Genomic DNA, 25,695 nt, shown 5'->3' on the forward strand with positions numbered 1-25,695 from the left:
ATGCTCCTACAGCAAGCCCAATTCATTCAAAACATGGATCTACGGATTCTGTACCTCCAAGACGTGCTGTCCAATTTCCGCGACAACGAAGTGGCCATTTACGAAGCGGGTGTTCATACCGGATGGCTTCTGAAGATGCTGGAATCAGAGAGGAATAAGTTCTCGATGATCCTGGATCATGATCCCGATGTGATCGGTACGACGCAGTTCGGCCTGCCTGTGCATACTCTTGAGGACGCGCTACATCGCGGCATCAAGGCGATCATTATTTCTTCGACGAATGAAGCGTTAATTTATCACCACATTAAGCTTGTAGCCGAGCTGGGAGTGATGGTTATCCGTCTCTATTCGGGAGAAGCCCAAGAGATTGGAGAGATCCTGAAGCTTAACCGTCTTCATAACTTGGTGGATGACCATAACATTTATCAATTCGTCGACCGAAGAAAGAACAGCAAGAAGGTGCTGGTCATTCTGGCGGGATACAAATCCTATCTATGGCCATATACCTTGGAGAGGGTCGCCCGCTATGCCCCATCCGACTTGGATATCTGCCTATGCTCCTCGGGAATTTATTCTGCAGAACTGGACAAGATGGCGGAGAATCGGCAATGGTCTTATCTTCATACGACGGTTAACGAAGTAGCGCTTATTCAGAATATTGCGATCCTCAACCACCCGGAAGCAGAGTGGATTTATAAATTGGATGAGGACATTTTCATCACGGAAAACTATTTTAATAAGTTGCTGGACGGTTACCTGCACATCCAAGAGGAAGGGCTTTACGACCCGGGCTTCGTCGCTCCTCTTCTGAACGTCAACGGCTATTCCCACGTCGAGTTCCTGAAGATTATCGGCAAGGGCGCCGAATACAAAGAACGGTTCGGCGAATTCAAACACGCGGCGAATCGGATCAAATGCCACCACGACGGACAGGCGGCCAAATGGATCTGGGAACAGAGCCTCCCGTTGGACAAAGTATCGAACGAGGTCTCGGCTAACGGGTTCTCCTATACGGTCATCCCACACCGGTTCAGTATCGGGGCTATTCTGCTTCGCAGGGAATTATGGTCGAATCTTGGAGGCTTCAAGATGGCTCCTCGGGAGGGCGTGATGGGTCTCGATGAAGAGGATCTCTGTCACAAATGCGTCGAGCAATCCAAGGTGATGTGCTCCATCCAGAACATTCTTTGCGGCCATTTCTCCTTCTATCCTCAAGAAGCGACCATGAAGGAGTTCTTGCTTAACAACGAAGAGTTGTTTAAATAATCCCCTCAATCCCGAGAAGACGAACTATCGGGAATTAATGAATACCGCGTATTGTATTTAAGGATATTTACCAACGTTGACACCGCTTACAAAAACCCCATTGACACCAATCTTTACCGGATGGTATATTCGGGTTGTGGGCCAGGCCAAATCGCCTATGTCAATTGAAGATGAAGGGAATGTTTAGCCAATGCAAGGTAAAGTGAAATGGTTTAACGCAGAGAAGGGTTACGGCTTTATCGAGACGGAACAAGGCGGCGACGTGTTCGTTCACTTCTCCGCGATCCAAATGGACGGCTACAAGGCCCTTGAAGAAGGGCAAGCCGTTGAATTTGACATTGTGCAAGGCGCAAGAGGCCCGCAAGCAGCGAACGTCGTTAAGGTGTAATCATTCGGCGCTTAAGGCGCCACATACGTATACAGCAACCCGGTTACCTGAAACGATTTGCCGGCCACCCAACCTCGGAGCGATCCGAGGTTTTCATTTGTCTGCAGCCCTGTTTCGACAGCGTTTGCACAATCTGAGCCAAGTTTTCAAAAAATTCAAAATTATTAACGGAATGTTTTGAAGCGGCTCCTCCCGATGTGGTATGATGAAGGCAGCAAAGGAGGATTGCCTATGTTGTACAATATTCGTGGTCAGCGCATGGAAGTGACGAACGCTCTTCGGGATTACGTCGAGAAGAAGCTGAGTCGGCTGGAACGGTATTTCGAAGCTCCTCCCCAATCCGACGTGCATGTGACGCTAAGCGCCACCAAGGGCATGCATGCCGTCGAGGTTACGATTCCGCTGGCGGGCGTTCTGCTCCGGGCGGAAGTCAAGAGCGAAGACATGTACGCCTCGATCGACCTGGTAGTGGACAAACTCGAACGCCAAATCCGCAAGCACAAGACGAAGGTGAACCGCCAGATTCGCCAGAACGGCACGGCCAGAACCCTTTTCAAGGAGGACTACGGAACCGGCTATTCCCGCGGCACGACGGCGGTGGCGCCTTACGAGGAGGAAGAGGAGTACGAGCTGGTGCGCACCAAGAGCTTCAACCTGAAGCCGATGGACGTCGAGGAAGCGATTCTCCAGATGAACATGGTCGGACATAACTTTTATGTATTCGCCAATTCGGATACGAGGGAAGTAAACGTGGTTTACCGCCGCAACGACGGCAAGTACGGGCTGATCGTATCCGCCGAATAGAGAACATAACGAGAGCTTCCCGGCTAACCCCTGGGAGGCTCTTTTTTGATAACCGCTTGCGCGCCGCCCTTCCTTGCCCCCCCATCGTCAAACTGCTAAAATAAGTAGATACGGCCATACCCGCATAAGGAAGGGGTCAAACTATGCTCGGACTGGTAAAAAAGATATTCGGAGACGCCAACGAACGGGAAGTGAAGCGGCTTCTCAAGACCGTGGATCAGATCAACGCATTGGAGTCCTCTTTAACGGGATTAAGCGACGAACAGCTGCGCGCGAAGACGGAGGAATTCCGCGGACGTCTGGAGAAGGGCGAGGAATTGGACGACCTTCTGCCGGAGGCGTTCGCCGTCGTTCGCGAGGCTTCCAAGCGCGTGCTGAACATGCGCCATTTCGACGTGCAGCTGCTTGGCGGCATGGTGCTTCACTCGGGCAAGATCGCGGAGATGAAGACGGGCGAAGGGAAGACGCTCGTCGGCACGCTGCCGGTCTATCTGAACGCGCTCGCCGGCAAGGGCGTGCACGTCGTCACGGTCAACGATTACTTGGCCCAGCGCGACAGCCAGATGATGGGACAGGTGTACGAGTTCCTCGGCATGACCGTCGGCTGCAACCTGCACGGCCTTAGCCACGAGGAGAAGCAAGCCGCTTACGCTTGCGATATTACGTACGGAACGAACAACGAATACGGGTTCGACTATCTTCGCGACAACATGGTCCTTTATAAGGAACAGATGGTTCAGCGTCCGCTGAACTTCGCCATCATCGACGAAGTGGACTCGATCCTCATCGACGAAGCGCGGACTCCGCTGATCATCTCCGGCCAGGCGCAGAAGTCGACGCAGCTCTATTACGCCGCCGACCGCTTCGTGAGCGGCCTGAAGGAGACGGACGACTACACGATCGATGTGAAAATGCGCAGCATCTCGCTGACCGACCAAGGGGTCAGCAAGGCGGAGAAGGCGTTCGGCATCGACAACCTGTTCTCTCACGAGCACGTGACGCTGAACCACCACGTGAGCCAGGCTCTGCGCGCGCGCTTTATTATGAAGCGCGACGTAGACTACGTGGTGCAGGACGATGAAGTCGTCATCGTCGACGAATTCACCGGCCGTCTGATGGCGGGCCGCCGCTACAGCGACGGATTGCATCAAGCGATCGAAGCGAAGGAAGGCCTCGAGGTTCAGAACGAGAGCATGACGCTCGCCACGATCACCTTCCAGAACTACTTCCGGATGTATCGCAAGCTGGCCGGCATGACCGGTACGGCGAAGACGGAGGAAGAGGAGTTCAAGCGGATCTACGGGCTCGAAGTCGTGCAGGTGCCGACGAACCGCCCGAACATCCGCCAGGACGCTCCGGACGTGGTCTACAAGTCGGAGAACGGCAAGTTCCGCGCCGTCGTCGACGAGATCGTCAAGCGGCACCAGACGGGCCAGCCGGTCCTCGTCGGCACGGTCTCGATCGAGAACTCCGAGCGCGTATCGGAGATGCTGAAGAAGAAGGGCATCAAGCACCAGGTGCTTAACGCCAAGTACCACGCCGAAGAGGCCGCCATCATCTCCAACGCCGGCCAGCATGGCACCGTGACGATCGCCACCAACATGGCGGGCCGCGGTACCGACATTCTGCTGGGCGAAGGCGTGGCCGCGCTCGGCGGGCTGCACATCATCGGTACCGAGCGGCATGAGAGCCGCCGGATCGACAACCAGCTCCGCGGCCGCGCGGGACGCCAGGGCGACCCGGGCTCCTCGCAGTTCTATCTGTCGATGGAAGACGAACTGATGCGCCGGTTCGGCGCCGACAATATCATGGGCATGATGGAGCGCCTCGGCTTCGACGAGGACTCCCCGATCGAGAGCAAGCTCATCACGCGCGCGATCGAGTCCGCCCAGAAGCGGGTCGAAGGCAGCAACTTCGACGCCCGCCGCGTCGTCCTCCAGTACGACGACGTCATCAACCTGCAGCGGGAGAAGATTTACGGAGATCGTCGCCAAATTCTCAACTCCGAGAACATCCGCGAGATCGTCACCGGCATGATCGCGAACGTCGTGCAGCGCGCCGTCGACAACCACTGCCCGGGCGAAGAAGTGCCGGAGGATTGGGATCTGGACGCGCTGGTCGCCTACGCGCACACGAACTTCCTGCCGGAAGACCGCGTCACGAAGGACGACCTGTGGGGCAAGGAGAAGGAAGAGCTCGTCAGTTGGTTCATGGAGCGCATCGAGGCTTACTACAACGAGCGCGAAGAGCAGATCGGCGCCGAGACGATGCGCGAGTTCGAGAAGGTCGTCGTGCTCCGCGCCGTCGACAGCAAGTGGATGGACCACATCGACGCGATGGACCATCTGCGCCAGGGCATTCACTTGCGCGCTTACGGCGGCAACGATCCGCTCCGCGAGTACCAGTTCGAAGGGCATAATATGTTCCTCTCCATGATCGAGCGGATCGAAGAAGAGATCACGCTGTACATCATGAAGGCCCAAGTGGAGAGCAACGTCAAGCGCGAAGCGGTCGCCGAAGGACAAGCGGTGGACACGAAGGCCGACGAAGGCGCGAAGCGCCCGGCCAAGCGCGCCGAGCAGCGGATCGGACGCAACGATCCGTGCCCTTGCGGCAGCGGCAAGAAATACAAAATGTGCCACGGTCGCATAGACTGATGGGAATCGTAACGGTGCTGCGGCGCGTCGATCGGCCGGGCACCGTTACGTGCGTCAACTCCGACGAATAACTTGGAACGAAGAGGTGGATGATCAACATGTCGAACATCGATGTGACGTTTAAGCAAGACCTTCGCGAGACCGCGAAGCGACTCCAGCAACTTAGGGGGTCTCTTTGACTTAGATCTGAAGCAAGAGATGATCGCCAACTTCGAGGAGAAGATGGCGGCACCCGACTTCTGGGACGATAACGAGAGAGCCCAAGGCGTCATTGCCGAGCTGAACGCGATCAAGGGCGTCGTCGAGCAGTACGGAGCGCTCTCTTCGGAGCAGGAAGACCTGGAAGCCATGCTCGAGATGCTGGAAGAGGAGTCGGACGCGGATCTCGAGGCGGAGTGGACGGAGAGCGTGAAGGGGCTCGTCCGCAAGGTCGACGACTTCGAGCTTCAGCTGCTGCTGAACCAGCCGTACGACAAGTCGCACGCGATTCTCGAGCTTCATCCGGGGGCCGGAGGCACCGAGTCGCAGGACTGGGCGTCGATGCTCTACCGGATGTACACCCGCTGGGCCGAGAAGCGCGGCTTCAAGGTCGAGCTGCTCGACTATCTGCCGGGCGACGAGGCGGGCATCAAGAGCGTTACGATCATGGTCCGGGGCTACAACGCCTATGGCTACCTGAAGGCGGAGAAGGGCGTTCACCGCCTCGTGCGCATCTCGCCGTTCGACGCGTCGGGACGCCGGCATACCTCGTTCGTCTCGTGCGACGTCGTGCCGGAGATTCCGGACGACGTGCAGATTGAGATTCGGCCGGAAGATCTGCGGGTCGACACGTTCCGTTCCAGCGGAGCGGGCGGCCAGCACATCAACAAGACGGAATCCGCCATCCGGATTACGCACCTTCCGACGGGCATCGTCGTCGCCTGCCAGACGGAACGCTCGCAGATTCAGAACCGCGACCGCGCGATGAAGATGCTCATGTCCAAGCTGTACGAGATCAAGATTCAGGAGCAGCAGAAGGAGCTGGCGGCCATCCGCGGCGAGCAGATGGACATCGCTTGGGGCAGCCAGATCCGCTCCTACGTGTTCCATCCGTACAGCATGGTGAAGGATCACCGCACCGGCGTCGAGACGGGCAACGTGCAGGCGGTCATGGACGGCGATCTCGACGCGTTCATCGACGGTTACCTGCGCAGCCAGATCAAGCAGCCGGAAGCGAACGGTTAAGAGGCTGAACCCCCTCATAAGCAAGGCCCTGCGTTTCCGTCGGTTTTCGGCGGAGGCTGCGGGGTCATTTTGCGTTGGAAGGGAAGCGAGACAAGCAGGTTCTGGAAAAGTTGCGTATTGACGATCCCGCTTAAGCGATGCTAGGATGAAAGATGAGTTCGCAAGCGCTTACAGACCGCTGGCGATACAGATTTGTGCAAACGTTTGCGCAAACGAATGCACAAAAAGCAGTTTGGATCTCGGCATGAACGGCATGGCTTTCGGCTCGAGCCGCTTGGTACCGGCGGTTGGGGCGTGATCGGTTTTGGCCATGTCGGGAAAGCGAAGGCCAAGCGGCAATAAGCGGTTGTGGCAACAGGGGCAAGGCAATCGATGAAGGCTTATCCACTATGAAACCCGGGAGGAAGAGCATGGAGACGCAATCGCAAAGGTCTCGTTACAGAAGACGGTCGCTCCGGCGTCAGGGATGGGGCATTCTGCTCAGCATCGCGCTGATCGCGCAGCTGGCGCTGGGGGCTTATCCAGGCCGAGCCGCGGCCGAGGAGGCGGTCGCTCCGATCGAAGCGACGGTCGATGCGGCGACGGGGGATCCCGCGGCGCAAGAGCCGGGGACGCCGGCCGGCGAAGCCGCCGCTGCGTCCGACGGGACGGCGGCTCCGGACAGCGGGAACGCAACGCAGCAGCCGGACGGGGAATCGGCGCAGCCTAGCGAGCAACCGTCGGCTGAACAGCCTACGCTGCAGCCGGACGGACAGCCGGCGCAGCCGAGCGAGCAGCCGTCCGCCGAACCGTCCGCGCTGGCTGCCGATGCGGCGCTCGCGGCCGCGACGAAGGCGAACGAAGACGGCTCCGTAACGTTCAATCTGCCCGCGAGCTCGATCCAATGGATGGCTAACGGGACGTTTAACGAGTGGGGCAACGGCTCGGGACCTTCCCAGGTCATCGATGCAAACGATTCCACGCAATCGTACCTGAAGCTCGAAGGCCTGGAGCCCAATAAAGAGTACGAGTACAAGCTGCTGCTTAACGGAACTTGGACGGAAGGCGACAATTTGAAAGCGGTTGCCGATGCCCAAGGCGTCCTGAAGCTTCCGCTTCCGTCCGCGACCTACTCGGTCAAGGGGAGCTTCGACGACTGGGCGCAGGAGCAGCCGCTGCAGGAGCAGGCCGGCGTCCTGACCTACACGACGGCCGCTCTCCAGAACGGCGCGTACGAGTACAAGTTCATCGCCAACTTCGCGGGTCAAGCGCTCTACTTCAACGACCCGACGAACCCGATCACGGCGTCGAACGGCAACAGCAAGATCGTTGTGGGCGAGACCGGCCCCGAGCTCAAGCCGGACGCCATCGAGGAGCAGCCGGGCGGCAAGACGAACTGGGTGCTCGCCGGCAGCTTCCAGAAGGGGCTCGGCGAGTCCGCCGACTGGAAGCCGGACGGCACCGCCACCCGGATGAAGCATCTGGTCGGCGACTATTACGCCTACTCCGCCGTGCTGGACGCGGGCTCCTACGAGTTCAAGATCACCCGCAACGGCGATTGGGACAGCGGCATCTCGAACGGCGGCAACAACATCCAGTTCACCCTGCCGAAGCAGGCGAAGGTGAACTTCTACGTCAACGGCGAGACGAAGGAAGCGCGCATCGCCGTGCCGGACGACGCGACGGTGAACGGCATCGAGCGCTACGCGCCGAAGCGGACGGAAGCGAACGGGCCGAGGCTCGTCGGCTCGCTGCAGACGCAGTTCGGCGAAGACGCTTGGTCCCCGTCGACGGCGAAGCAATTTTTCATCGACTACTACTTCAACGACACGGTCTACAAGCTGCAGCGCACGCTGACGGAAGGCGCGCACGAGGCGAAGGTCGTCATGGGCGCGAGCTGGGACGACGAGAACTTCGGCAACGGCTCCGACAACCTGAAGTTCAAGCTGAGCGAGACGGCGGACGTGACGTTCTCCTTCGACAACGGCGAGTCGCCGAAGAAGCTGAAGGCCGACTACAAGATCGGCGACGGTAAGTACGACGGCAAAGTCGATACGAGCCGCATCGCGTTCGACAGCCGGTCGGTGACGTTCAAGAAGCCGTTCGGCGCGATCAAGCAGGGGGCGGAGGACCTCACGCTGCGCATCTCCGTGAAGCACGACGACGTGCAGGTCGCCCGCGTCGAGCTGACGAACGGCGAAGGCCTCGCGACGACGTACCCGATGCGCAAGGCGACGACGGTCGGCGATCAGGATTACTACGAGACCGTGATCCCGAAGTCCGCTTTCGACCAAATCGGCATCTGGGGCTACAAGTTCATTCTGATCGACGGCTCGGAAAAGGCGGAGTACGGAGACGACGGCAACAGCGGAGGCGCGGGAACGGCGACGGCGGACGGGGCGATCCCGTTTAACCTGACCGTGTACGCGGCGGATTACAAGACTCCCGATTGGATGAAGAACGCGGTCGTTTATCAGATTTTCCCGGACCGGTTCTTCGACGGCAACAAGGACAACAACCGGGCGAAGCTGGTGGACGGCTCCCGCGGCGTCCGCACGGAGACCGGCCCGAACGCGGGCCAGATCGAGACGACGCCGATCCAATACTACGACGGAGGCGTTCCGAACGACCCGGCGGCCGGCCAAGTGTGGGGCAAGTGGGGAGACGTGCCGGAGCGGCCGGACCGCAGCTCGCCGGAGAACGCGCCCTACTATCCCGACGCGAAGACGGACGGCGTTTGGAACAACGAATTTTACGGCGGGGACATTCAAGGGATCGAGCAGAAGCTGGATTACCTGAAGCAGCTCGGCGTCACGGCGGTCTACCTGAACCCGGTCGCCTGGGCGTCCTCGAGCCATAAGTACGACGCGACCGACTACAAGCATCTCGACCCGATGTTCGGCGAGCCGGTGTACAACAAGCCGGGCGATCCGGCCTCCGGGCTGAATTACGAGGAGACGCGCAAGAAGTCCGACGAGGTGTTCGCGAAGTTCGCCAAGGCGGCGGCCCAGAAGGGCATCCGCATCATCAACGACGGCGTGTTCAACCACGTGGGCGACGACTCGATCTACTTCGACCGGTACGAGAAGTATCCGGAGATCGGGGCGTATGAGTATTGGGCCAAGGTGTGGACGCTGAAGGCGAAGACGCCGGGCATGACGAAGGAGCAGGCGGAGCAGAAGGTCCGCGAGGAATTCACGAGCAAGATCAACCCGGCCACGGGGCAAAAGTACAAGTACCCGGACGACTTCGGCTTCACGACCTGGTTCACGATCGGGGAGCAGACGGCTCTCGACAAGGACACGTCGAACACCCACTTCGCGTACGACGCCTGGTGGGGCTACGATTCCTTGCCGGCCATGGACGCGAAGGAGCCGCAGGCGGGCGACGACCAGGCGATCGCCGGCCAGCACGAATGGAACAACGTCGATTATCGCGACCACGTTATCGGCTACGACCTGACGGGCAAGACGGACGACGAAGCGTCCGCCGCCATGCAGAACGCCGCCTCGCAGCGGTGGATGTGGATGGGCTCGAGCGGCTGGCGGCTCGACGTCGCGCCGGACGTCTCCAGCGGCACGTGGCAGAAGTTCCGCGAAGCGGTGAAGTCGGCGGCGGGACGGACCGACGCGAACGGCAAGAAGATCGACGAGCCGATCATCCTCGGCGAAGAGTGGGGCGTGGCGACGAAGTACCTGCTCGGCGACCAGTTCGACTCCGTCATGAACTACCGGTTCCGCGGAGCGATCCAGGACTTCATCATCAACGCGGGCAAAGAGACGGCGAACGCCGCCAACGCGTCCAACCTGAACGACGCGCTCGAGCGCATCCGCGAGGATTACCCGAAGGAAGCGTGGCAGGCGATGCTCAACCTCGTCGACTCCCACGACACGGTGCGCTCGCTGACGAAGCTGGATCACCCGACGTGGGAAGAGGAGAACGTGAAGATCGCGCCGGAGGCGACCGACAAGGCGCTGAAGCAGCAGGCCCTGATCGCCTTGTTCCAGATGGGCTATCCGGGCGCCCCGACCGTCTATTACGGCGACGAGGTCGGCTTGACGGGGACGAAGGACCCGGATTCCCGGCGCACGTTCCCGTGGGAGCGGATCAGCGGCGGCGCGAACGGAACGTACGACGCGACGGGCCGGTACGCGGAGCTGTATAACACGTATCGAAAAGCAGCCGAAATCCGCAACGCGAACGAAGTGCTGCGCACGGGAGATCTGAAGCTCGCTTACGCGAAGGACAACACGATCGCCTACGCCCGCAAGAACGAGACGAAGGGCGCGCTCGTCGTCGTCAACGCGGGCGGCGCGCCGAGCGAGATCGAGGCGGACGTCACCGGCTACCTGCCGGACGGAACGAAGCTGGTCGACCGGCTGGGCGGAACCGTCAGCGGAACCGTCGCCGGCGGCAAAATCAAGCTGACCGTCCCGGCGCTGACCGGCTACCTGATGATATCGGAGGGCAACCTCGTCACGGTGCAAAGTCCGGCTAATCTGAAGGCTGAACCGGGAAGCGGCAGCGTCACGCTGACGTGGGACGCCGTCGACCAAGCGGACGGCTATCGCGTCTACCGCGCCCCGATCGACGGGGGAGCCGTCGAGCTGCTGGGCGACGTGACCGCGACGACCTACACCGATTCCTCGGTAGAGAACGGAATCAAGTATTACTACGCGGTCACGACGAAGCAAGGGGCGGGCGAGAGCCTCATCGGCGACATGGCGTCGGCGACGCCTTCGTTCCCGATCCGGTCGGTGGCGAAGCCGAGCCAGGCGCCGGAAGTGACCCTCGGAGTCGGCAATACGACGGGCGACATCAAGGCGGACGTCGACGTGCCGGGCCTCACGGACGACGCGGCGCACGCGGGTCAGGACGCGCCCCATCTGTCCGTCCAGCTTGTAGTTTATAAGGAAGGCGACGAGGAGCATGCGTCCGAGATCGCCATGATCTATGCGGCGGACAGCGGCACGGCCAAGACGTACCGCGCGAAGTTCGAGCCGACCGAGCCGGGAACTTACTTCTACTACGCGAAGGCGTCCACGGACAACGAAGAGACGTTCGTCTCCTCGGAGAAGGCTTCGTTCGACGCCGTGGCGGATGCGGGCGACACGACGCCTCCGGCGGCGCCGTCGCTGGCGGCGATCGTCGTCGAATCCGGCCAGGCGAACCTCGTCTGGACGGCGTCCGGCGAAGACGCGGCGGGCTACGAGGTTTACCGCAAGGCGGCGGGCGGCACGTACGCGAAGATCGCGACGCTGCGCAACGCGACCTCGTACACGGACTACACGGTCAGCAACGGTACGGCGTATACGTACAAGGTGGCGGCTTTCGACGCTTCGTACAACCGGGCGTTCTCGGAAGAACGCTCCGTGACGCCGCAGCTCGTCATGGTCGACGTCACGCTCCGGCTGCATCTGCCCGACTACACGCCGGCGACCGACGATATCTACATCGCGGGATCGCTGAACGGCTGGACCGCGAACGGCGGCAAGCTGAACGTGCCGAGCGGGGCGACCAACCGAAGCGTCGTCGAGTACACGTTCAAGATGATGGCCGGCAAGTCGATCGAGTACAAGTACACCCGCGGCTCCTGGTCGACGGAGGCGTTCACGAGCCACAGCCGGACCGAGAACGATGCCGAGGATTACGGCAACTGGGCGTACAGCTCGACCGACACGAACATGAAGCTGACGATCCGCAACGAGGGCGGCAACAAGATGACGGTCAACGACTACGTCCTGCGCTGGGTCGACATGCCGATGATCGTGACGATGCCGCGCATCTCGTACGGGGACGACATCGCCTACGAGACGACGGACGACAAGTTCACGCTCAAGGCCCAGGTACCGTACGGAGTCGCCTTCACGATCAACGGCCAGCCGCTCCCCGAGGGCGGCATGGACGACAAGGGCAACGTCTATGTGGAAAAGATCCCGCTGGCCGCGGGAGAGAATGTCTTCGAGCTGCACATTCAGCCGACCCAGGAGACGATCGATCTTCCTTGGTACACGGACGACGGGCGCGCCGGCCAGGCGACGAAGACGCTGAAGCTGACGATCCACCGGACCGGCGGCGGAGGAGGAGACACGACCGCTCCGGGCGAGGCGACGGAGGCGAAGATTACCGCGGGCAGCGGCAAGCTGACCGCGAGGTGGAAGGATCCGGCGGACGCCGATCTCGCCAAGGTGAAGGTAACGGTCGTCGGCAGCGACACGATCGCTCCTGTCGTCGTAGACAAGGGCGTGCAGCGGGCCGTCGTGAGCGGTCTGAAAAACGGAACGAAATACACGCTGCGCATCCAGACGATCGACGCTTCCGGCAACGTCTCGGCGGGCGTCGAGGCGAGCGGCACGCCCAGATCGTCCGGCTCGGGCGGATCCGGAACCGGGACGCCTCCCGCGACGACGAATCCGGAGACGCCGCAAGCCGGATCGGGCGGCGTCGTCAAGGCGGAGGCGAAGCCGGACGCGTCGGGCGTCGCGTCCGTCGCGATCGGCGCGGACGCCGTGAAGGAGGCGCTGAAGAACGCCTCCGGACGCACTCTCGCGGTGGAGCTGGCACCCGCGGAAGGGACGAAGACGGTGAACGTCGAGCTTCCCGTTCAACCGCTGATCGGAGCGGACGGCGGCGTGGACGCGGTCCGCATTCAGACCGGTCTCGCGACGGTAACCGTGTCGACCGGTTTGCTTGAGCGTGCGGGGGCGGCTTCCGGCACCGTGAAGCTGACCGTCTCGGAAGCCGAAGCGATCGATAAGCTTGGCGGAAGCATGGGGTACGACATCGCGCTGAGCGCGAACGGCCAGCCGGTCGGCGCGTTCGCAGCCGGAGACGTCGTCGTGTCGCTGGATTACGAGTTGAAGCCGGGAGAAAATCCGGATCAAGTGGTGGCGTACTATGTGGGGGAAGACGGCAAGCTGGAAGTCGTCCGCAACGCGAAGTACGACGCCGCTGCCGGCAAGGCGACGTTTAAGGCCGCGAAGCCCGGCCGGTACGCGGCTGCTTATGCGGAAGTGAGCTTCAGCGACATGCCGCAGGCCGCTTGGGCGAGCGAAGCGATTCGAGCGCTGGCCGCGAGGGGCGCCGTCTCCGGCGTCGGAGGCGGGGCGTTCGACCCGAACGGCAGCGTCACGAGAGCGGAATTCGTCGCGATGCTTGTGAACCTGTTCGGGCTGGCGGACGAAGGAGCGACGACGACGCTGAGCGACGCGAAGGCAGGCGCCTGGTACTACGAGGCGGTCGCTTCCGCGCAGAAGCTCGGCATCGTCAGAGGCAAGCCGGACGGAACGTTCGGCGTCGCCGATCCGATCACCCGCCAGGATATGGCGGTCCTGATCCACAAGGCGGCCGTGCTGCTTCAAGCTCGCCTGGAAGCCGGGGAGGGAGCGGGCGCAGGCGCAGGCGGCGGGTTCGCCGACCAAGCCTCGATCTCCGCTTACGCGCTCGAAGCGGTTCGGAAGATGCAGCAGGCGGGCATCCTTCAGGGCGCGAACGGCCAATTCCTGCCGCAAGGGGAGACGACGCGCGCGCAGGCGGCGGCGATCCTGTACCGGCTGTTCCGATTGGTCGATTAACGCCGCGAAATACGGTTCTCCGCGCCCCTGTCGCGGCCTCCCTGCGGAAGAGAGCTTCGGCTCCTTCCGCGGGGATTTTTTATTGCGTCAAACCATTGTATAAAAAATCATTCGGATGTATAATGATACGGAATTCCACATCGGCGGCCGCGGTCTTTTCTTTTTTACATCCGCAGCCGGATTCGGTACAATAAAAGTTGGTTTTTCCGACCAGCAATCGTTCGTTCTATATCGATAAAGAAGGTTGACCTTCATAGGGAGAGAATCGTTATGACGCATACCGCGACTTCGCACGCGAGAGTGGCGATCGTCGGCTCCACCGGCTACGGCGGCGTCGAGCTCATCCGCCTGCTCGCCGCCCATCCGCAAGCGACCGTGACCTCGGTCGTCTCGTCTTCTTCGGCGGGCACGCTGTTCTCGGAGGGCTTCCCGCATCTGACGGAGATCGTCACCGACGAGCTGGACGCCGTCGACCCCGAGCTGATCCGCTCCAAGGCGGACGTCGTGTTCCTCGCGACGCCGCATGGCGTGAGCTCGAAGCTGGCGCCGCAATTCCTCGACGCCGGGCTGAAGGTGATCGACCTGTCCGGCGACTTCCGGCTGAAGCAGCCGGAGACGTATAGGGAGTGGTACAAGAAGGACGCTCCCGAGCAGGCCTATCTCGACCGCGCCGTGTTCGGCATGTGCGAGCTGTTCGGGGACGAAGTGGCGGGCGCCGACTTCGTGTCGAATCCGGGCTGTTTTCCGACGGCGACGACTCTCGGTCTGTATCCGGCCGTTCAAGCGGGCTGGATCGATCCGGACACCATTATCATCGATTCGAAGACGGGAGTGTCCGGCTCGGGCCGCGGCCTGAACCTCTCCGCCCACTTCTCCGAGGTGAACGAGAACCTTAAGGCTTACAAGGTCGGGCAGCACCAGCACACGCCGGAGATCGAGATGGTGCTGGAGCGGGCGGCGGGCCGTCCGGTCACGACGACCTTCACGACCCACCTCGTCCCGATGACGCGGGGGATCATGAGCACGATGTACGCCACGCTGACCGACAAGAGCCGGAGCAGCGCGGAGTTCGCGGAATTATACCGTCAGTTCTACGAAGGCCGCCGCTTCGTGCGGGTGCGTCCGACGGGCGTCTACCCGGCGACGAAGGAAGTGTACGGCTCCAATTATTGCGATATCGGCATGAACGTCGACCCCCGGACCGGACGGATCACGATCATCTCCGTCATCGACAATCTGGTCAAGGGCGCGGCGGGCCAGGCGATCCAGAACCTTAACCTGATGATGGGCTGGGACGAGACGCTCGGCTTGCTTTTCACCCCGGTATATCCATAATCCATTCGCATACTAACGGAGGAACCGAACTGTCATGGGGAAGACATACGAGATCGTTCCGGACGGCGGCGTCACGTCGCCTAAGGGATTCAAGGCCGGCGGCCTTCATTGCGGCTTGAAGAAGACGGACCGCCACGACCTGGGCGTCATCTACTGCGAGGTGCCGGCCGCGGCGGCGGCGGTGTACACGACGAACCTGTTCCAGGCGGCTCCGCTTCAGGTGACGCGCGAGAGCCTGGCCGAGGAAGGCGTGCTGCGCGCGGTGCTCGTCAACAGCGGCAATGCCAACGCGTGTACGGGCCGGCAGGGCGAAGACGACGCGCGGGCGATGCGGTCCGGGATCGCGGAGGCGCTCGGCATTCCGAAGCACCAGGTGGCGGTCGCTTCGACGGGCGTCATCGGCGAGCTGCTCAAGATGGACCGGGTCCACGCCGGCATCGCCAAGCTGCCGGAGAGGCTGAGCGCGGACGAGCGCGGATCGGACGATTTCTGCCAGGCGATTCTGACGACGGACCTCGTGAAGAAGACCGCCTGCGTCAGGCTGACGGTCGACGGGCGGGAAGTCGTCATCGCCGGCGCGGCCAAAGGCTCGGGCATGATTCACCCGAACATGGCGACGATGCTCGGCTTCGTGACGACGGACGCGGCGATCCCGGCTCCGCTGCTGCAGGAGCTGCTGCGGGAATCGACCGACGTCACGTTCAACATGATCACCGTCGACGGCGACACGAGCACGAACGACATGCTTGTCGCGATGGCGAGCGGATTGGCGGGCAACAAGCCGCTGTCCCGCGATCACGCGGACTTCGCGGCGTTCGCGGACGGCCTGCGCTACGTGTGCGAGGTGCTGGCGAAGGCGATCGCCCGCGACGGCGAAGGCGCGACGAAGCTGATCGAGACGACCGTCGTCGGCGCGGGCAGCGACGAAGACGCGCGGGCGATCGCGAAGACGATCATCGGCTCGAGCCTCGTCAAGTCGGCGGCGTTCGGCGCCGACGCCAACTGGGGGCGGATCATCGCCGCCGTCGGGCGCGCGGGCGTCTCGGACATCGACGTGAACACCGTCGATATCCGGCTCGGCGACATCTCCGTGCTGGAGCAGTCGCGGCCCGTCGCTTTTGACGAGGAGGCGGCATTGGCTTATTTGAAGGGCGACACGGTGGCCATTCACGTCGACCTGAACCACGGCAGCGGCCGGGCGGTCGCCTGGGGCTGCGACCTGACCTACGATTACGTGCGGATCAACGCCGCTTATCGGACGTAGAAGGCGGGGGAAGACGGATATGGCGAAGACGAACCGATTCGTGATGAAGTGCGGAGGCAGCACGCTCGCTGCGCTGCCGGACGCTTTCTTTCAAGATTTGACGGAGCTGCAGGGGAACGGCGTTCAGCCGGTCATCGTCCACGGGGGCGGGCCGGCGATCAACGAGACGCTCGGCAAGCTCGGCATCGAGAGCAAGTTCGTGAACGGACTGCGGGCCACCGACGAAGCGACGCTCGAAGTGGTGGAGATGGTGCTCGCCGGCCGGATCAACAAGGAGATCGTGCGGCGTCTGCAGCAGAACGGGGCGAAGGCGCTCGGCCTGTCCGGCACCGACGGCCGCCTGATCGAGGCGCGCCCGGTCGCCAACGCCGACGAGATCGGCTTCGTCGGCGACATTACCGGCGTCAACTCGGAGCTGATCGAAGGCATTATCGGGCTGGGCTACCTGCCCGTCATCGCTCCGATCGGCATCGACGCCGAGGGGCAGCGGTACAACATCAACGCCGACACGGCGGCCGGAGCGGTCGCTTCGCATCTGGGAGTCGAGACGATGATCGTCGTGACGGACGTTCTCGGCATTATGCGCACGGTGGACGGCGAGAAGAAGGTGCTGCCGCAGGTGACGTTCGCGGAGATCGAAGAGATGATCGCGAGCGGCGAGATCTACGGCGGCATGATCCCGAAGGTGCGCGCCGCGATGAGCTGCCTGCACGGCGACGTGCGCGAGGTGCTCATCGTCGACGGCGCCGCGCCCCGCGTCCTGAGCCGCGCCGTCCGCGAAGGCGGGCTCGGCACGCGCATCTTGCGGGGCTAGGGTAAGCGCGTTAAGCTCGTTACCGCCCGGATTGGCGCGGCGCGCGCGGGGGTTGGCCCTCCTCGCCGCAGCTCCGTAACCGCCAAAATGGCTGTTACAGAGCCCCGCGAGCGAGATCGGCGAGCTGCAACCGCCAAAATGGAGGTTACAGAGCTGCGGGAGCGAGACTGGTGATCTGTAACCGCCAAAATGGAGGTTACAGCGCCACATGAGCGAGACTGGCATTCTGTAATCGCCAAAATGGAGGTTGCAGAGCCTCGCAAGCGAAATTGGCGAGCTGTAACCGCCAAAATGGCTGTTACAGAGCTGCGCCAACCGCAAGGTTAGGTTCGGGACGGGGACCTTGCGGTTTGGGGCTGAGAGAAGTTTGGCGATGCGTTAGCCGAAAAGGCCGGAATCGTTCCGGAGCAACGAAGTGGTCGCCTTTGCCCGCGGATTCCATCCTTTTCGGGGGTTACCGTTCAATGGAATCTGCGGGCAACAGCGAGCGGAAGAACGATCCGCCCGTTCGGCTTGGCGCCATCGCCCACAATAATCGAAGGGAGAGTTCGGCATGAGCAGTTTGTTTCCTACCTTTGCGCGTTATCCGATCACTTTGGTCAAGGGGAAGGGCAGCCGTCTTTGGGACGATCAAGGCAAGGAGTATCTGGACTTCATGACCGGCATCGCGGTCACGGGTCTGGGGCACGTTCCGGAGCGGGTGAAGAACGCGCTCGTGAGCCAGCTCGACCAACTTTGGCACGTATCCAACCTTTTCTACACGCCGAACCAGGAGAAGGCCGCCAAGCTGCTGACCGACAACAGCTGCGCCGACGCCGTCTTCTTCTGCAACAGCGGCGCCGAGGCGAACGAGGCGGCGATCAAGCTCGCCCGCCGCTACCACCAGACGGTGCTCGGCAACGGCCGCTACGAGATCGTCACGTTCACGAAATCGTTCCACGGGCGGACGCTCGCGACGCTGACCGCCACGGGACAGGATAAAGTCAAAGAAGGCTTCCTGCCGCTGCCTCAAGGCTTCGTGCACGTGCCGATGAACGATCTGGCCGCGCTGGAAGCCGCCATTACCGACAAGACGGCCGCCGTCATGTTCGAGCTGATTCAGGCGGAGGGCGGCGTCCATATCGCCGACCCGGCGTTCGTGAAGGCCGTCCGCGAGCTGTGCGACCGCCACGGCCTGCTGCTCATCCTGGACGAGATCCAGACCGGCATGGGCCGCACCGGCAAAATGTTCGCCTACGAGAACTACGGTATCGAACCGGACATTTTCACCCTCGCGAAAGGGATCGGCAGCGGCTTCCCGGTCGGCGCGATGCTGGCGAAGGCTCCGCTCATCCCGGCGTTCACCGCCGGCTCGCACGGCTCCACATTCAGCGGGACGCCGATCGCGACCGCGGCCATCATCGCGACGATCGAGACGATGCTCATCGAGCAGGCGCCCCAGCGCGCCGCCGCGTCCGGCGAGCTGCTTCTCTCGCGGCTGAAGGAAGCGCTCGGCGGGCTGCCGAACGTCGTCGAGGTGCGCGGCCAAGGGCTGCTCGTCGGCATCGAATGCGCGGGCCCGGTCGCGGATACGATCACCGAGCTGCAGCATCGCGGGCTGCTCGTCATCACGGCCGGCCCGAACGTGCTGCGCCTGCTGCCGAACCTGCTCGTGACCGAGCAGGAGATCAACGAGGCGGTCGGCATCCTCGCCTCCGTCCTGACCGAACAAGCGGCCGCCAAATCGGCCGCCGAATAATCCGAAGACAAGCGGCTGCCCCCGCGGCGGCCGACAACCGATAATCTACAACCACCTACGAAGGAGGGATCGCCTTGCACGCTGCCGCTAACGTGGAGGAGCTCGCTACCGGTCTCAGAGGCCGCGATTTTCTCGGACTCGTCGACTACAAGCCGGAAGAGATCCGTTACCTGATCGATCTGGCGATCGACTTGAAGCGCAAGCAGAAGAACGGCGAGATCTATCAGCCATTGAAAGGCAAGACGCTCGGAATGATATTCGAGAAGTCGTCCACCCGGACGCGGGTCTCTTTTGAAGTCGGCATGTACCAGTTGGGAGGCCACGCGCTGTTCCTGAGCCGCAACGACATCCAGATGGGCCGCGGCGAGACGATCCGCGACACGGCGATGACGATGTCCCGTTACCTCGACGGCATCATCATCCGCACGTTCGGCCATCGCAACGTCGTCGAGCTGGCGCGTTCGGCGACCGTGCCGGTCATCAACGCCCTGTCCGACCAATCGCACCCGTGCCAGGCGCTGGCCGACTACCAGACGATCCTCGAGAAGAAGGGCAAGCTGGACGGTCTGAAAATCGCCTACATCGGAGACGGCAACAATATGCTGCACTCTCTCATGATCGGGGCGAGCAAGCTGGGCCTGCACTTCGCCAGCGCTTCCCCGGAAGGGTACGATCCGGACGCGGAGCAGGTGAAGCTGGCCCGCGAGTTCGCCGGCGAGACCGGAGCCAAGATCGACATCGTGCGCGACCCGCGCGAAGCGGTCGAAGGAGCCGACGTCATCTACACGGACGTGTGGGCGAGCATGGGCTTCGAGGAAGAGCAGAAGGAGCGGGAGCGCGCCTTCAAGAGCTACCAGGTGAACGAGGAGCTGGCGAAGGGCGCCAAGTCCGACTATCTGTTCATGCACTGCCTGCCCGCGCACCGCGGGGAGGAAGTGAGCGAGGGCGTTATCGACGGCCCGCACTCCGTTATTTTCGACGAGGCCGAGAACCGTCTGCACGCGCAGAAGGCGATCATGGCCGCGATCATGTAGTTTATATCCGAATTCCGAAGGAGCGTTCGACCACCCATGGCAAAAGAAAAAATCGTGCTCGCCTACTCCGGCGGCCTCGATACGTCCGTCATCCTGACGTGGCTCAAAGAGACTTACGACGCCGAGATCATCACCTTCACCGCCGACATCGGCCAGAAGGAAGAGCTGGACGGCCTCGAAGAGAAGGCGATCAAGACCGGCGCGTCCAAAGTGTACATCGACGACCTCCGCGCCGAGTTCGCGAAGGATTTTATTTTCCCGATGTTCCAGGCCGGCGCCCTGTATGAAGGCCAATACCTGCTCGGCACGTCCATCGCGCGTCCGCTCATCGCCAAGCGCATGGTCGAGATCGCCCGCGCGGAAGGCGCCACCGCCATCGCTCACGGCGCTACCGGCAAGGGCAACGACCAAGTGCGCTTCGAGCTGACGGCCGCCGCCCTGGCGCCGGACATCAAAGTGATCGCTCCTTGGCGCGACGAAGCGTTCCGCAACGCGTTCCCGGGCCGCGCCGAGATGATCGCTTACGCCGAGAAGCACGGCATCAACGTGCAGGCTTCCGCCGCGAAGCCGTACTCGATGGACCGCAACCTGCTGCACATCAGCTTCGAGAGCGGCATGCTGGAGGATCCGTGGTTCGACTCCAGCGCGGACGACGTGCAGGACATGTACGTGCTGAGCGTCTCCCCGGAGAAGGCTCCGGACCAGGCCGAGTACGTGGAGCTCGACTTCGAAGCGGGCAACTGCGTGGCCGTCAACGGCCAGAAGATGTCTCCGCTTGAAGTGATGGAGAAGCTGAACGAGCTGGGCGGGAAGCACGGCATCGGGCGCGTCGACATGGTCGAGAACCGCTTCGTCGGCATGAAGAGCCGCGGCGTGTACGAGACTCCGGGCGGCACGATCCTGTTCACGGCGCATCGGAAAATGGAATCGCTGACGATGGACCGCGACGTCATGCACCTGCGCGACTCGCTGATCTCCAAGTACGCGTCGCTCGTGTACAACGGCTTCTGGTTCGCGCCGGAGCGTCTGGCGATCCAGGCCCTCGTGAACGAGAGCCAGAAAAACGTGACGGGCACCGTTCGCCTGAAGCTGTACAAAGGCAACGTCATGGCCGCCGGCCTGAAGAGCCCGGTCAGCCTGTACAACCCGCACATCGCGACGATGGAAGCGGACCCGACGCAGGCGTACGACCAAGGCGACGCGACCGGCTTCATCCGCTTGAACGCGCTGCGGCTGAAGGTGTCGTCCGGCGTCAACGGCGCTTCGGGCGTGTAAGGATAGGAAGGACCGGGACGCCTGGGCAGCTGCTGCTAGGCTGGCTTGGCGGTTCCGGCGGCAAGCGGGGAGCATCGCGGGCGCGTGAGGCGACGGCGGCGCTCCCGCTTTGCCGTTCTGGCGCGGTGCGCCGGGGTTGGGCCGGGCAAGAGGAGCGCTGCAGGCCGACGATGTCGGGTTACAGAGTGGCGTCACGCGGCATGGGCGCTGGAAGCCGGCGATGTCGGTTACGGAGCCTTGCTGCAAGTGTGTTTGGAGCGGAAATGGGCGTCAGTCGACGATACGAAGGGAGTCTGGTTATGAGCAAGCTGTGGGGCGGCCGGTTCACGAAGAAGACCGACCAACTGGTAGAGGAATACACGGCGTCGATCACGTTCGACAAGGAGCTGGCCGAGGAGGACATTCAAGGCAGCCTGGCGCACGTGACGATGCTGGGCAAGTGCGGCATCCTCCCGGCGGGGGACGTCGAGACGATCAAGGAGGGGCTGATGAAGGTTCGCAACCGCATCCAGCGGGGCGAGCTCGAATTCGCCATCTCCGACGAAGACATCCACATGAACATCGAGAAGGCGCTCATCGAAGAGATCGGGCCGGTCGGAGGCAAGCTGCACACGGGACGGAGCCGCAACGACCAGGTGGCGACGGACATGCACTTGTACCTGCGCAAGCGCGTCGTCGAGTTCGTCGACCTGCTGTCGAAGCTGCAGGGAGCGCTCATCTCGCAGGCGAAGGCGAACCTCGACACGATCGTGCCGGGCTACACGCACCTGCAGCGCGCGCAGCCGATCCTGTTCGCCCATCACCTGATGGCGTACGTGTCCATGTTCGGCCGCGACATCGAGCGGCTGCAGGACAGCTACAAGCGCATCGACGCGCTTCCGCTCGGAGCGGGGGCGCTCGCCGGCACGACGTTCGCGATCGACCGGCATTACACGGCGAAGCTGCTGAACTTCGGCCGCGTGTACGAGAACAGCCTGGACGCCGTCAGCGACCGCGACTTCATCGTCGAGTTCCTCGCCGGCGCGTCTCTGATCATGGCGCATCTGTCGCGGCTGAGCGAAGAGCTCATTCTCTGGTCCAGCACGGAGTTCCAATTCGTCGAGCTGGACGACGCCTTCTGCACCGGCTCGAGCATCATGCCGCAGAAGAAGAACCCGGACGTGCCGGAGCTCGTCCGCGGCAAGACGGGGCGCGTCTACGGCAACCTGATCGGCCTGCTGACGGTGCTCAAGTCGCTCCCGCTCGCTTACAACAAGGACATGCAGGAAGACAAGGAAGGCATGTTCGACACGGTTCGCACGCTGCAAGGAGCGCTGCAGCTGTTCGCGCCGATGATCGAGACGATGAAGGTGCGCAAGGACAAGATGCGCCGCGCCGTCGACCAGGACTTCTCGAACGCGACGGACATCGCCGACTTCCTCGTGAACAAGGGACTTCCGTTCCGCCAAGCGCATGAAGTCATCGGCAAAACGGTGCTGTACTGCATCGAGAACGGCAAGTTCCTGCTCGATCTGACGCTGGACGAGTTCAAGCAATTCTCGCAGCTGTTCGACGAGCGCATCTACGACGTGCTGCAGCCGCAGCAGGTCGTCAACGCGCGCAACGTGTACGGCGGCACCGCGGCGCCGCAAGTCGCGGCGGCCATCGAGCGCGCCGAGGCCGAGCTCGCGCGCACGCAGGCATGGACGGCGGAGTACGCCGAGAAAAGCAAGTAAAACCGACGCGAAGGCATCCAAGAGGCCTGTCCGGGTTCCCTTTCCCGGGCGGGCCTCTTTTCGCGTCGGATAGGCTGCCCGGTGCCGAAAAAATCAGCATTGGAGCGCCCGCCGGTGCCCTGCCCGCTCGTGAATGCCGAAAAATTCGGCATTGGAGCACCCGCCGGTACCCCGCCCGCTCGTGAATGCCGAAAAATTCGGCATTGGAGCGCCCGCCGGTACCCCGCCCGCTCGTGAATGCCGAAAAATTCGGCATTGGAGCGCCCGCCGGTGCCTCGCCCGCTCGTGAATGCCGAAAATCCGGCATTGGAGCGCCCGCCGGTGCCTCGCCCGCTCGTGAATGCCGAAAAATTCGGCATTGGAGCGCCCGCCGGTGCCCCGCCCGCTCGTGAATGCCGAAAAAATCGGCATTGGAGCGCCCGCCGGTACCCCGCCCGCTCGTGAATGCCGAAAAATTCGGCATTGGAGCACCCGCTGGTGCCCCGCCCGCTCGTGAATGCCGAAAAATTCGGCATTGGAGCACCCGCCGGTGCCTCGCCCGCTCGTGAATGCCGAAAAATTCGGCATTGGAGCGCTCTCCGGTACCCTGCCCGCTCGTGAATGCCGAAAAATTCGGCATTGGAGCACCGCGTACAGCCCCCGGCAGTCTCGCCGGGTGCGCGCGTGGATCGCACATAACCGGAACAGTCGGCTCAGCACTCTCGGCGCTGCCCGCTCGACGAGGCGCTCTCTAGCGCGGACCCTCCGGCGCGGACCCTCCGGCGAGGCGCCCCCGCCAAGCGAGCACGATCGGCTCGGCCGAATTTTCCTACCTAGCGTAAGTACGCATCATTCCGGATCTTCCGCCGAGATCCGCCCCCGCCGAGCCAGATTAAAAATTTCTTACTTTTTCCACGAATCGTGTCCGCGCGGGCTTTTGAGGCGACAAAAGGCGCTTTTATCGCGAAGACGGCATCGACAAAGAGAGGATTTTCAGGCATCATGTCGAAGTATCTAAGGTCTGAATTCTAACGGGAAGTGATTATGTGATTGAAATGCACGACATCTGGAAGACCTACCCCGACGGCACGACCGCCCTTCAAGGCGTAAGCGTCGTCATCGATCGCAATGAATTCGTCTACATCGTCGGCCCGTCCGGCGCCGGCAAGTCGACGTTCATGAAGCTGATCTACCGGGAAGAGGTCCCCACCAAAGGGCAACTATCCGTCAACGGATTCAACATAGGCAAGCTGAAGCAGCGCAAAATTCCCTACGTCCGCCGCAACATCGGCGTCGTGTTCCAGGACTATCGGCTCCTTCCCAAGTTAACCGCCTTCGAGAACGTCGCCTTCGCGATGGAGGTCATCGAAGCGCCGAAGCGGACGATCAAGCGCCGCACGATGGAGGTGCTCGAGCTCGTCGGCCTGAAGCACAAGGCGAGCAGCCTCCCCGCCCAGCTGTCGGGCGGCGAGCAGCAGCGGGTCGCCATCGCCCGCGCCATCGTCAACAACCCCGCCGTCATCGTCGCGGACGAGCCGACGGGCAACCTCGATCCCGAGACGTCGTGGGGGATCATGAAGCTTCTCGAAGAGATTCATTTTCGCGGAACGACCATCGTCATGGCGACCCACAACAAAGAGATCGTCAACACCTTGCGCAAGCGCGTCATCGCGATCGAACGGGGCACCATCGTGCGGGACGAGATGAGAGGGGAGTACGGCTATGAAATTTAGCACCCTCCTCCGGCACCTGCGCGAAGGCGCGAAGAACGTGTTCCGCAACGGCTGGATGTCCTTCGCCTCGATCGGCTCGATCGTCGTCTCGCTGTTCATCCTCGGCGTGTTCATGCTTCTCGCTCTCAACGTGGACAAGCTGGCGAGCCAGATCGAGAGCCAGGTCGAGATCCGGGTATACCTGCAGCTCGACACCGAGCAGGCGAAGATCGACGAGATCAACCGGACGATCGGCCGCATCCCGGAGGTCAAGAAGGTGACCTTCGTCTCCAAGGAGGAGGGGCTGAGGCGGCTGCAGCAGAACCTCGACGACAGCGCCAAGAGCACCCTCGAAGGCTACGAGAACGAGAACAACCCGCTGCCCGACGGCTTCGACGTGGAAGTGTTCGACCCGCAGAAGGTCGCGTTCGTCGCCAAGAAGATCGAAGCGATCAATTCGACGGACGAAGCGAAGCCGATTCTCGGCGTCAAGTACGGCCAAGGCACCGTGGAGAAGCTGTTCCGCATCACGAACGCCGTGCGCAACATCGGCCTCGTCATCGTCGCCGGCCTCGCCGTCATGGCGATGTTCCTCATCTCGACGACGATCAAGATGACGATTCTGGCGCGCCGCCGGGAGATCGGCATCATGAAGCTGGTCGGCGCGACCAACAGCTTCATTCGCTGGCCGTTTTTCGTCGAAGGGGTGTTGATCGGCATCTCGGGCTCCGCCATCACGAGCGGGCTCCTGCTGTACGGGTACTCGAGATTGATCCAGAGCGCCAGCTACGACCTGGGGCTCATGCTTATCGAATTCGCCAGCGTGAAGGATGTCGGATGGTATATCGCCGGGACGCTGCTCATCCTCGGAACGCTGCTCGGAATCTGGGGCAGCACGGTCTCGGTTCGCAAATATTTGAAGGTGTAAAATCGCCGG

General features: G+C 62.1%; 15 protein-coding genes. All 15 read left to right on the plus strand.

Annotated features, from left to right (window positions below; genetic code table 11):
* Positions 1–1,266, plus strand: coding sequence for a hypothetical protein (locus H7B90_RS12500; RefSeq protein WP_185136212.1), 1,266 nt, complete (start codon positions 1–3; stop codon positions 1,264–1,266).
* A 190-nt stretch (positions 1,267–1,456) separates the two neighbouring features.
* Positions 1,457–1,654 (plus strand): cold shock domain-containing protein, encoded by a 198-nt coding sequence (locus H7B90_RS12505; RefSeq protein WP_185136213.1) that lies wholly within the window; start codon positions 1,457–1,459, stop codon positions 1,652–1,654.
* A gap of 231 nt (positions 1,655–1,885) precedes the next feature.
* Positions 1,886–2,458: a ribosome hibernation-promoting factor, HPF/YfiA family gene (hpf, locus tag H7B90_RS12510; RefSeq protein ID WP_185136214.1), complete on the plus strand. Its 573-nt coding sequence runs from the start codon at positions 1,886–1,888 to the stop codon at positions 2,456–2,458.
* Positions 2,459–2,601: 143 nt separating this feature from the next.
* The gene (gene secA / locus H7B90_RS12515; RefSeq protein WP_185136215.1) at positions 2,602–5,115 is read left to right on the plus strand and encodes a preprotein translocase subunit SecA; all 2,514 of its coding nucleotides are present in this window, start codon (positions 2,602–2,604) and stop codon (positions 5,113–5,115) included.
* A 98-nt stretch (positions 5,116–5,213) separates the two neighbouring features.
* A protein-coding gene (gene prfB, locus H7B90_RS12520; protein ID WP_376701730.1) for a peptide chain release factor 2 occupies positions 5,214–6,339 on the plus strand; the annotation gives its coding sequence in 2 pieces (ribosomal slippage) (positions 5,214–5,291 and positions 5,293–6,339; 1,125 coding nt in all).
* A 410-nt stretch (positions 6,340–6,749) separates the two neighbouring features.
* Positions 6,750–13,892, plus strand: coding sequence for an alpha-amylase family glycosyl hydrolase (locus H7B90_RS12525; RefSeq protein WP_185136216.1), 7,143 nt, complete (start codon positions 6,750–6,752; stop codon positions 13,890–13,892).
* Between the two features lie 270 nt (positions 13,893–14,162).
* Entirely contained in the window at positions 14,163–15,227 is a 1,065-nt protein-coding gene (gene argC / locus H7B90_RS12530) for an N-acetyl-gamma-glutamyl-phosphate reductase (protein ID WP_185136217.1), read from the plus strand.
* A 34-nt stretch (positions 15,228–15,261) separates the two neighbouring features.
* Positions 15,262–16,491 (plus strand): bifunctional glutamate N-acetyltransferase/amino-acid acetyltransferase ArgJ, encoded by a 1,230-nt coding sequence (argJ, locus tag H7B90_RS12535; protein WP_185136218.1) that lies wholly within the window; start codon positions 15,262–15,264, stop codon positions 16,489–16,491.
* Between the two features lie 19 nt (positions 16,492–16,510).
* Positions 16,511–17,305, plus strand: coding sequence for an acetylglutamate kinase (gene argB / locus H7B90_RS12540; protein ID WP_185136219.1), 795 nt, complete (start codon positions 16,511–16,513; stop codon positions 17,303–17,305).
* Positions 17,306–17,858: 553 nt separating this feature from the next.
* On the plus strand, positions 17,859–19,043 hold the full coding sequence (gene argD / locus H7B90_RS12545; protein ID WP_185136220.1) for an acetylornithine transaminase: 1,185 nt from the start codon (positions 17,859–17,861) through the stop codon (positions 19,041–19,043).
* A 74-nt stretch (positions 19,044–19,117) separates the two neighbouring features.
* Positions 19,118–20,077: an ornithine carbamoyltransferase gene (gene argF, locus H7B90_RS12550; RefSeq protein WP_185136221.1), complete on the plus strand. Its 960-nt coding sequence runs from the start codon at positions 19,118–19,120 to the stop codon at positions 20,075–20,077.
* Positions 20,078–20,113: 36 nt separating this feature from the next.
* Positions 20,114–21,352 (plus strand): argininosuccinate synthase, encoded by a 1,239-nt coding sequence (locus tag H7B90_RS12555; RefSeq protein WP_185136222.1) that lies wholly within the window; start codon positions 20,114–20,116, stop codon positions 21,350–21,352.
* A gap of 299 nt (positions 21,353–21,651) precedes the next feature.
* Entirely contained in the window at positions 21,652–23,067 is a 1,416-nt protein-coding gene (argH, locus tag H7B90_RS12560; RefSeq protein ID WP_185136223.1) for an argininosuccinate lyase, read from the plus strand.
* 1,025 nt (positions 23,068–24,092) lie between these two features.
* Entirely contained in the window at positions 24,093–24,779 is a 687-nt protein-coding gene (gene ftsE, locus H7B90_RS12565) for a cell division ATP-binding protein FtsE (protein WP_185136224.1), read from the plus strand.
* Positions 24,769–25,686, plus strand: a complete 918-nt coding sequence (ftsX, locus tag H7B90_RS12570; protein WP_185136225.1) for a permease-like cell division protein FtsX — start codon at positions 24,769–24,771, stop codon at positions 25,684–25,686. Before ftsE ends, ftsX begins: the two co-directional genes overlap by 11 nt.
* Positions 25,687–25,695 lie beyond the last annotated feature (9 nt).

This window comes from Cohnella xylanilytica (assembly GCF_014212175.1).
Classification (GTDB): Bacteria; Bacillota; Bacilli; order Paenibacillales; family Paenibacillaceae; genus Cohnella; species Cohnella xylanilytica.

Coding starts and splice junctions, on each gene's coding strand:
- secA (WP_185136215.1), top strand. CDS start 2,602: ATGCTCGGACTGGTAAAAAAGATATTCGGAGACGCCAACGAACGGGAA.
- hpf (WP_185136214.1), top strand. CDS start 1,886: ATGTTGTACAATATTCGTGGTCAGCGCATGGAAGTGACGAACGCTCTT.
- argJ (WP_185136218.1), top strand. CDS start 15,262: ATGGGGAAGACATACGAGATCGTTCCGGACGGCGGCGTCACGTCGCCT.
- H7B90_RS12500 (WP_185136212.1), top strand. CDS start 1: ATGCTCCTACAGCAAGCCCAATTCATTCAAAACATGGATCTACGGATT.
- argB (WP_185136219.1), top strand. CDS start 16,511: ATGGCGAAGACGAACCGATTCGTGATGAAGTGCGGAGGCAGCACGCTC.
- H7B90_RS12505 (WP_185136213.1), top strand. CDS start 1,457: ATGCAAGGTAAAGTGAAATGGTTTAACGCAGAGAAGGGTTACGGCTTT.
- argH (WP_185136223.1), top strand. CDS start 21,652: ATGAGCAAGCTGTGGGGCGGCCGGTTCACGAAGAAGACCGACCAACTG.
- argC (WP_185136217.1), top strand. CDS start 14,163: ATGACGCATACCGCGACTTCGCACGCGAGAGTGGCGATCGTCGGCTCC.
- H7B90_RS12525 (WP_185136216.1), top strand. CDS start 6,750: ATGGAGACGCAATCGCAAAGGTCTCGTTACAGAAGACGGTCGCTCCGG.
- H7B90_RS12555 (WP_185136222.1), top strand. CDS start 20,114: ATGGCAAAAGAAAAAATCGTGCTCGCCTACTCCGGCGGCCTCGATACG.
- argD (WP_185136220.1), top strand. CDS start 17,859: ATGAGCAGTTTGTTTCCTACCTTTGCGCGTTATCCGATCACTTTGGTC.
- ftsX (WP_185136225.1), top strand. CDS start 24,769: ATGAAATTTAGCACCCTCCTCCGGCACCTGCGCGAAGGCGCGAAGAAC.